Here is an 8,162-nt window from a genome sequence, read left to right on the forward strand (position 1 = left end):
CAGGCGGCAGCAAGAAGGGTGTGTACCGCCTGGTAATGGACGACGCGACCACGGCGATTGCCTATTTGTGGGACGACACCGAGAACTTCTGGCCGGCGGCCGAGGGTGACGACGACCTCACCGACCCGTTCTCGCCCGGACTCGGGCTTGATCTGTTCCAGGCCGCGCACGCGCGGCTGGACGGGCTCGGCGTCCGCGTTCCGGCGATCCGTCTCCTCGACCGCGACGGCGCTTACTGCCACGCGGACCTTGCGATCGTGGAGGACCTTCCGGGGGAGAGCCTTGAGGAGTTGCTCGCGCGCGACCCGGGCGCGGCGGCTGTGGTCATGATCCGGCTTGCGGAGTCGCTGGAGGCGATGCGAGGTCACCGTTCACCGACGTACGGCAAGGTGGCCGTGGTCGATGGTGGAGGAACGTCGCGCGGTACGTCGTGCGAGGGTGTGGTTCTCGACCGTGCGCTGCGGGACCTTGCCGAGGCGGCCTCGCGCGATCCGCGGATTATGGGTGTCCGCGGCCGGCTGGAAGAGCGGCTGCTGGGCTTGGCGGCGGCGGTGCGGCCACGCACGGAGTATGCGGTCGTGCACGGCGAGCTGGGGCCCGACCATGTGCTGGTGGACGCGGACGGGAACCCCGTGGTGATCGACATTGAGGGATTGATGTACTTCGATGTCGAGTGGGAGCACGTCTTTCTACGAATCCGTCTGCGTGACGCCTACCAGCCGCTGGACGTGGACGGCTTGGACCAGGACCGGCTCGCGCTCTACATGCTCGCGCAGCGACTTTCGCTGACGGCGGGTCCGTTGCGGCTACTCGACGGGGACTTCCCCGACCGGGCCTTCATGGCGGGCATCGCCGAGTACAACCTGAAGCAGGCACTGAAACTGGCCCACGCCTGAACTTACCCATGCCTCTCAGTTCTCAGCGGGGGACAGGGCCGCCACGGTGAGGATGGGCCGTGTGGATGTACTTCATGGCAGTGGTGATGGAGATTCCGAAGACATGGACGAGGTGGACGGGATCTTCGGTCTCGAGGGCCTCGTCCATGATTCTGTCGGCGCGAACTGCGCGCAGAGTCAGACCGGCGGGATCGAAGCGCCTGCAGACGTAGAGGACGAGGTTGCGCAGGTCGGTGCCGCTGGTTGCGTGGAGGGCGACCAGGGAGAGAACCAGGCGGGTAGCGGGGTTGGAGCTGGTCTCCAAGAGCCCGGCCAGTCGGTCGGGGCCAGGGTTGTCGGCAGGATTTCCTGACGGGTGATGCGGAGGCCACGGGTGGGGTCGACGAAGACGAGCTTGGTGTGTTTCAGGGCTCGAAAGAGCGACCGGACTGCCCACAGCGCGCTCGTGGGCGCGTGGGCCTTTGACCGCGGTGACAGCGGCCGTCACGTCGGCCTCCGTCACCTGGCGCAAGGTGGTGTAGCGGGTGGTCCAGTCGGCGAGTGGCGTGGCCAGGTAGATGAGGTAACGGCGCAGGGTGGCGTAGTCGGTTACGCAGTGGTGGGACCTGCTGGTGCCGCGCAAGACCCCGACCCACGTGCCGAGTTCATCGCTGATTCGTGGAGGCAAGGCGGCGATGGTGCGCTGGACGAAAGCCTCGCCGCTCTTGCGCCGCGGCGGCGAGGGGACGAGCTGTTGGCGTTGGTCCAGGAAGGCGACAAGCCCGCGAATGCGCCCCGTGCCGCCGAACACGCGGTGCGGCGCTCGGACCTCATCCTCGAGGAAGACGGTCTCGGCGCCCAGCCAGATGGCGGCCACTCGTAGAACCCGAGCACTGGGCTCGTGGACTTTCTGGTTCCAGCGGTTCTCGCTGGTGTACCGGGCGAAGTCCGCCAGCAAGGCCTTCACCGGCGGTAGCGGGGTCGGCAGCAGGGCTCCGGCCAGCGGGCGCCAGTCCCGCTCGATCTCAAAGATCGTCGCCTGACCTTCAAGTACGGCTGGCGGACTGAGCTCCGGGCGATCCGCGAGCTGCTCGCGACGGGTCGCGCTGCCGTTCGCCAAGGACAGTCCGGCAAACAGTAGTTGTCGCCAGGTGGAGGCGTCGGTGTCAGGTCCCAGCTGAAGGCGCTGGCGCGTGCAGCCGCGGCATCGACCGTTCCGCAGGGGAAGAGGCCCGGCGCCACACCGACCGCAACATCCTCGCTGTTCAGCGTATGTGCGACGCCAATATCTACAGGCATCGCATATCTGGTTTCGGCCCCACGAGAGGCAGTAATCGCCACTTGGCTGAGGTTGAGGGCGGGCCCGCTGGGCGTGCAGCAGCAGGACCACCTCGCGGTCTAGTGGCTTGTCTCGGATGGTCGACCAGTAATCGCCCCGGGCGATCGCTCGGCACGGATGGCGATCGTCGGTGTTGTCGCGGCCGGGCCGAGCCAGGCGGAGTTTGTGCTGGTGAAAGTGGTTTGCCGGGCGTGACGTCGGATGGGTAGCCTCGCCGTCCATGACCCCGACTCTGCGTACCGAGCGCCTGCTCCTGGCCCCCTATACCCCCGAGGACCAAGAGAGCTTCGTGGCGCTGTTCCAGGATGTGAGGGTGTCGCAGTGGATGGGTGACGGTCCCACTTCCGAGGAAGGGGACCGGGCCCTGTTCGGGCGCATCTTCACGAAGGTCTACGCCCAGAACCTGTTCGATGTCTGGGCCGTTCGCAGAGAGGGCCTGCTGATTGGGCATGCCGAGATCAAACCGACCGAGGTGGTCGGCGGCCACGAGATCGTCTATGCGCTGGCCCCGGCGGCGTGGGGATCGGGTCTGGGAACAGAGTTGGCCCAGGCCGTCGTGGCCTACGGCTTTGACGCTCTCGCGTTGACCGAGGTGCACGCCACCGTAGCTGCACCGAACAGCGTCTCGCTGACCCTGCTGGACAGGATCGGCTTCGAGCACGTCCGGGACATCAGCGAGGACGACGGCAGCACCACTCGCGTGCTGACCCGCCGCCTGGCCGCCACGGACAATGCCTCGCTCGTCCGGCAGGGGTGAGCGGGTCGCCGGCCCGGCGGGAGGCTGTTCAAGCAGCCCGGGCCGGATACTGGTCCCAGGTCCGGATGGGCGAGTCGGGGGCGAAGCTGGTCCTCGGCTCGGCCTGGGCGTTGCGCCAGCGGATGTAGGCGCCGATGGCGGCGTTCTGCTCGCCGTGGCTGCGGTGGGCGGTGCCGTTGAGGGCGAAGTAGCGCAGGGCGGCGAACTCGGACTCGATCCAGTTCAGCCACGAGCCGTAGGTCGGCAGGAAGACCAGCTCGACATCGTTGGCCGCCGTCCAGGCACGGACGTTCGGGTGCTTGTGCGAATCAGACATTCCGGCAGGGTAGCCGGGACGGCGCGCGTGCGCCGCCGCGATATCCCGGCCCCTGACGCCAAGCAGGGCCCCCGTCGGCCGAAGGGGGCGTCGGCTCAGGCCCAGGTGACCGCGGAGTTCTCGCGCCACAGCCGGGCGAGATCAGGGTCTCCGGTCACGGTGAGGGCGGTGAGCGGAAGCCGGTTCCAGAGCGAGAGGCAGAGCTCCTGGGCCGTGGCGCTCAACTCGCAGTCCGCGGCCCGGTCCGCGGGCACCCCGGTCTCGCGCACGGTCCGCGGCGGCTCCGCCGAGAGCCGTACGGTCCACACCGTGCCGGTGTCCGTGGCCCGCACCCGCAGCGTGCGGGGCACATCGGTGCGCATCCTGCTCTTCGGACGGGTCTGGAACCCGCGGAGCAGTTCGTCGACGCCGTCCACGGCGTGAGGGGCCGCCACGGGCGACAGCGCGCCGCCGCGTGCGGACTCCGCGTCGACCCGGTGGATCGTGGTCTCGTGCGCCTGCCGCCGTGCCCAGAAGGCGAGCGGCGACGGCGCGGCGAAGAAGGTCCAGCACTTCACGTCCGGCGATGCGCCGGCCAGGGCGTCCACCAGCCGGCGGTGCCCCGCGCGGAACCGGTCGAGCAGTTCGGGCCCGTCCAGGTCGGGCTCCCCGGCGTCGGGGACGTACGAGGTGTGTCCCTCGGCGACGAAGGCGGCCGCCCAGGTGTGGACCATCGCGGTGTGCCGGAGCAGATCCCGCACCTGCCAGCCCGGGCACGTCGGCACGGGAGCCCCGGTTCCGGCCTCCTGCGCGGCTTCGGCCAGCAAGCGGCCCTCGGCGGCCAGGGTGTTGATGTGCTCCGCGATCTCCATGGCAGGGATTGTGGCAGTGCTCAGGCGCCCTTGGGGTGGGCGGAACGCGTCCGGCCGGCACCGCCGCGCAGCAGGCGTACGAACCAGCCGAGGACGAACGACTGCACCAGCACGGACACGACCAGGGCCACGTACAGGTACCAGTCGGGCCCGGCCGCCTCCGCTCCCCACGTCGAGCTGCCGAGAAGGAAGACGAAAACGGTGGGCGCCGCCAGGAAGAAGAGCCAGACCCCGGCGAACGAGCCGTCCTCGTGGGAGACGAACAGGGTGTCCACGGTGACGAACACGGCAGTGGCCGCCACTACTCCCAGATAGATCAGTGAGGCGGCGTTGCCGAAGGTCAGGCGTGCGACTGCGTGAAGGTGCTGCTTGATCGTGACCGGCTTGTTCATCGGTGCTCCCCGTTGGTGGCTGACCTCTCCATGGTGCGTTCGGGGAATCGTTTCTGCCTGAGTACGGCTACTCACTCGCTCAGGTGTGCGCCACATTGCGGGCGCCGTACCCCAGCGCCGCCGCCGCTGCCGCCAGCAGGGCTACCGTGGTGAGAGCCGCCGGCAGCGAGAACCAGTCGGTCAGGAAGCCGATCGCGGGCGGTCCGAGCAGCATTCCGCCGTAACCGAGCGTAGAGGCCGCGGCCACTCCGCCGGGGCCCGCCAGCTCGCCGGCCCTGCTGATCGCCACCGGGAAGATATTGGCCAGGCCGAGCCCGGTGACGGCGAAGCCGAGGAGCGCGAGCCAGGTGGTCGGGGCGAGCGAGCCGAGCAGCATGCCCGCCGCCGCGGTGCCGCCGCCCGCGACCAGGGTCCGGGTCTGGCCGAGCCGTTCGAGCAGTGCCGTGCCAGTGAGCCGGCCCGCCGTCATGGCCAGGGCGAACAGTGAGTAACCGGCCGCCGCGACCCCGGGGTGGGCGTGCAGGTCCTGTTCCAGGTGGAGTGCGCCCCAGTCGGCCAGAGCGCCCTCGCCGTACGCCGTGCAGAGCGCGATCATGCCGAACAGGAGCACCACGCGGCGTGCCCGTCCGTCCAGGCGCTTGGGGCGCTCGCCGCTCGCGGCCGCCTCCGCCGCAGGCTTCGCAACGGTGTGCCGCAGCAGCACCGGGCCCGCGACGGCGGTCACGAGCAGTCCGAATCCGGTCAGGACGAGGAGATGGGTCGAGGGCGAGAGCCCGCCGGCGACCAGTCCGCCGAGCCCGGCACCGATCATGCCGCCGAGGCTGAAAGCGGCGTGGAAACCGGGCATCACGGGGCGCCGCAGGGCGGCGACGAGATCCACTGCCGCACTGTTCATCGCCACGTTCATCCCGCCGTACGCGGCGCCGAACACCAGCAGCACCAGGCCGAGCGAGAGTGCCGAATGGGTCTGCGCGGGCAGCGCGATGCTGAGCGAGAGCAGGACTCCGCACACCACGGTCACCGCGTGGCTGCCGAAGCGGTTGCAGAGCCTGCCGGTGAGCATCATGGTGATCACGGCACCGGCGGATACGCCGAGAAGTGCGAGGCCGAGGGTGGCGGCCGAGGCGCCGGTCTGCTGCTTGATGGCCGGGATGCGGACCACCCAGCCGGCGAAGAGGAACCCGTCGAGGGCGAAGAACACGGTCAGCGCGGTACGGAGACGGGAGGACGAGGGTGGGGCGGGGTTGCCGCCCGGTCCCCCCGGCAGTACCGTCCGCAGTTTGTTTAGTTGCGGCACAAATTCAGCATAGAGGCCCGCGGACAACGGACGCAAGATGGCCGACGGCCGGGGCCGCGCAAGGGGGGAACCCGGCCACCACGGCGTCGGCAACGCCTCCGGATCATGGGAGACTCGCCCCCATGAACGGCAAGGTGACCACCACCCGGACGAAGTTGGAGAGGGGCCGCAGCGCGCTCGGGCCCGCACTGGAACTGGTCCATACCGGACGCGCGCCCACCCGTGCGGTCCTCACCTCCGAGCTCGGTGTCACCCGCGCCACGGCAGGCGCGGTCGCCGCAGAGCTGGAGGCGCTCGGTCTGATCAGGGTGGACTCCAGCCCCGGCTCGGCCGCGGGCTCGCAGGGCCGTCCCTCGCACCGGCTGGCGGTGCGGGAGTCCGGGCCGGTGGCCGTCGCCGCCCAGGTCCACTCGGACGGCTTCCGGGCCGCGCTGGTCGGGCTGGGCGGCCGGCTCGTCGCGACCGCCCCGGGGTGCGTCACCATCACGGCGGACCCGGCGCAGGTCATCGGTGAAGTCGTGGACGACTGCGCCCGGTTGCTGCGGGACAGCGGGCTGAGGTGCGTGGGGGCGGGGCTCGCCGTGCCGTCCGCGGTCGCCGAGCCGGAGGGCACCGCCCTCAACCCGCTCCACATCGCCTGGCCCGCGGGCGCCCCGGTCCGCGAGATCTTCGCCACATGTGTCCGCGAAGCGGGCATCGCGGGACCGGCGTTCACCGGGAACGACGTCAACCTCGCCGCGCTCGCCGAGCACCGGCACGGGGCCGGGCGCGGAGCCCAGCATCTGCTCTGCGTGGCCACCGGCCACCGCGGCGTCGGCGGGGCGCTCGTCCTGGACGGCCGCCTGCACAGCGGGAGTTCGGGGCTGGCCCTGGAGGTCGGTCATCTCACGGTGAACCCGGAGGGCCGGCCCTGCCACTGCGGCGGCCGAGGCTGCCTCGACGTCGAGACCGACCCGCTCGCCTTCCTCACGGCGGCCGGGCGCGCACCCGGCCCCGAGGAGTCGCTCCTCAAGCAGTCCGGGGACCTGCTGCGCAACGAGTACGACGACATGGCGGTGCGGGTCGCCGCCGAGGAGCTCATCGACCGGCTGGGCCTCGGTCTCGCCGGGCTGGTCAACATCCTCAACCCGGACCGGATCATCCTCGGCGGACTGCACCGCGCGCTGCTCGACGCCGACCCGGAACGGCTGCGGGCGGTGGTCGCCGACCGAAGTCTGTGGGGGCGCAGCGGCAGTGTGCCGATCCTGCCCTGCACCCTTGACCACAACAGCTTGGTCGGTGCGGCGGAGCTGGCCTGGCAGCCGGTGCTGGACGACCCGCTGGGCGCCCTCGCCTGAGGGACGGGCTGACGGCTGCGAGCGGGCGGGTCCGCGACCGCGCCGGAAGCGCAACCGCCCGCGCTCGTGCGTCCGGCGCCCGCTCTGGGCCACGCGTCCCGCACCGGCCGAACCTCACGCGTTCCGCACCGGTCCGAGCGCGAACGCCCGTGCCGGGTTGCCGATCAGCGCGGCAGTCATGGTCTCCGCCCCCAGAACCTCCTCCAGCCGGGGGCGCAGTCGGCGCAGAAGGTACGGCATGCCCGGGGTTTCCGGCACGGTGGTGTCGCCACCCAGCAGCAACTGCCCGCCGAACCCCGCCTCGGCCAGCGCCGCCAGCTCCTCGGGCAGCCGCCAGTCCGTCCCGTGGTGGGCCCGGGACGGGCCGTCGAACGCGAGGAACGCCCCGGCCCGCGCCGCCTCCCGCTGCACGGTGCCGTCCGGCGAGCGGCCGAGATGCCCGAGAATCACCCGCTGCGGCGCGACCTCCAGTTCCCCGCACAGCAGATCGAGTACGTCGGGAGCGGCGGTACCCAGCTCCAGATGGACGGCGATCGGCGCGCCCGTGCGGTGATGGGCCTCGGCCGCCGCCGTCATGGTGAGCCTGGCGTGCGCGTCGACCGCGTGGAACGCGCCGGCGACCTTGATCAGCCCCGCCCGTACCCCGGTGGAGCCGATCCCGTCCGTGAGCTCCGCGACGAAGAGCGAGGCGAGACCGTCCCGGATCAGGTCGAGCCGTGCGGGCGGATAGTGCGCCGCCTGGTGCAGCCCGGTCGCCGCCACCACGTGCACGCCCGTCGAACGGGACAGCCCGGCCAGCGATCCGGCCCCGCGCCCCATCCCGTGAGGCGTCCACTGCACCACCGTGCCGCCGCCGAACCCCCTGAAGGAACGCAGCCGTTGGGCGGCTTCCTCCGGGTCGGCCAGTTCCTGGCCCGGCAGCAGCGGGCTGCGCAGGAAGAGATGGTCGTGGGCGTCGCACACCCCCAGGTCCCCGGCGGGGACGTCCCCGAGAACGG

At 71.0% G+C, this 8,162-nt stretch carries 9 protein-coding genes; 3 read left to right on the forward strand and 6 right to left on the reverse strand.

Translation table 11 applies throughout. The features are described 5' to 3' along the window. Nucleotides 1-896 (forward strand): phosphotransferase family protein (locus tag J1C73_RS21360; RefSeq protein ID WP_242644497.1); only part of this gene is annotated, 896 nt, incomplete at its 5' end. A gap of 22 nt (nucleotides 897-918) precedes the next feature. Here the strand turns inward: J1C73_RS21360 and J1C73_RS35090 are convergent. Next, on the reverse strand, nucleotides 919-1,995 hold the full coding sequence (locus J1C73_RS35090) for a hypothetical protein (RefSeq protein WP_242644498.1): 1,077 nt from the start codon (nucleotides 1,993-1,995) through the stop codon (nucleotides 919-921). A gap of 439 nt (nucleotides 1,996-2,434) precedes the next feature. Between J1C73_RS35090 and J1C73_RS21370 the strand changes: the two genes are divergently transcribed. Then, nucleotides 2,435-2,971 (forward strand): GNAT family N-acetyltransferase, encoded by a 537-nt coding sequence (locus J1C73_RS21370; RefSeq protein WP_207317832.1) that lies wholly within the window; start codon nucleotides 2,435-2,437, stop codon nucleotides 2,969-2,971. 28 nt (nucleotides 2,972-2,999) lie between these two features. On the opposite strand, the gene J1C73_RS21375 is transcribed toward J1C73_RS21370, so the two are convergent. The 4 genes from J1C73_RS21375 to J1C73_RS21390 form a co-directional block, all read right to left on the reverse strand. After that, on the reverse strand, nucleotides 3,000-3,287 hold the full coding sequence (locus J1C73_RS21375) for a transposase (protein ID WP_207317833.1): 288 nt from the start codon (nucleotides 3,285-3,287) through the stop codon (nucleotides 3,000-3,002). Nucleotides 3,288-3,382: 95 nt separating this feature from the next. Next, a complete protein-coding gene (locus J1C73_RS21380) occupies nucleotides 3,383-4,138 on the reverse strand; it encodes a maleylpyruvate isomerase family mycothiol-dependent enzyme (RefSeq protein ID WP_207317834.1) in 756 nt (251 codons plus the stop codon). A gap of 20 nt (nucleotides 4,139-4,158) precedes the next feature. Then, on the reverse strand, nucleotides 4,159-4,530 hold the full coding sequence (locus J1C73_RS21385) for an SCO4225 family membrane protein (protein WP_207317835.1): 372 nt from the start codon (nucleotides 4,528-4,530) through the stop codon (nucleotides 4,159-4,161). Nucleotides 4,531-4,609: 79 nt separating this feature from the next. Continuing rightward, entirely contained in the window at nucleotides 4,610-5,827 is a 1,218-nt protein-coding gene (locus tag J1C73_RS21390; protein ID WP_207317836.1) for an MFS transporter, read from the reverse strand. 122 nt (nucleotides 5,828-5,949) lie between these two features. On the opposite strand from J1C73_RS21390, the gene J1C73_RS21395 reads away from it, so the two are divergent. Beyond that, nucleotides 5,950-7,164: an ROK family protein gene (locus tag J1C73_RS21395; protein WP_207317837.1), complete on the forward strand. Its 1,215-nt coding sequence runs from the start codon at nucleotides 5,950-5,952 to the stop codon at nucleotides 7,162-7,164. Between the two features lie 114 nt (nucleotides 7,165-7,278). Here the strand turns inward: J1C73_RS21395 and J1C73_RS21400 are convergent. After that, nucleotides 7,279-8,162: phosphotriesterase family protein (locus J1C73_RS21400; protein ID WP_207317838.1), on the reverse strand; the 884-nt coding region annotated here is incomplete at its 5' end.

Source organism: Streptomyces laculatispora, assembly GCF_017353455.1.
In the GTDB taxonomy this organism is placed as follows: domain Bacteria; phylum Actinomycetota; class Actinomycetes; order Streptomycetales; family Streptomycetaceae; genus Streptomyces; species Streptomyces laculatispora.

What these genes read in the sequence shown, in the direction of transcription:
- J1C73_RS21370 (WP_207317832.1), top strand. Translation starts at nt 2,435, where the DNA reads ATGACCCCGACTCTGCGTACCGAGCGCCTGCTCCTGGCCCCCTATACC.
- J1C73_RS21375 (WP_207317833.1), bottom strand. Translation starts at nt 3,287, where the DNA reads ATGTCTGATTCGCACAAGCACCCGAACGTCCGTGCCTGGACGGCGGCC.
- J1C73_RS21380 (WP_207317834.1), bottom strand. Translation starts at nt 4,138, where the DNA reads ATGGAGATCGCGGAGCACATCAACACCCTGGCCGCCGAGGGCCGCTTG.
- J1C73_RS21385 (WP_207317835.1), bottom strand. Translation starts at nt 4,530, where the DNA reads ATGAACAAGCCGGTCACGATCAAGCAGCACCTTCACGCAGTCGCACGC.
- J1C73_RS21395 (WP_207317837.1), top strand. Translation starts at nt 5,950, where the DNA reads ATGAACGGCAAGGTGACCACCACCCGGACGAAGTTGGAGAGGGGCCGC.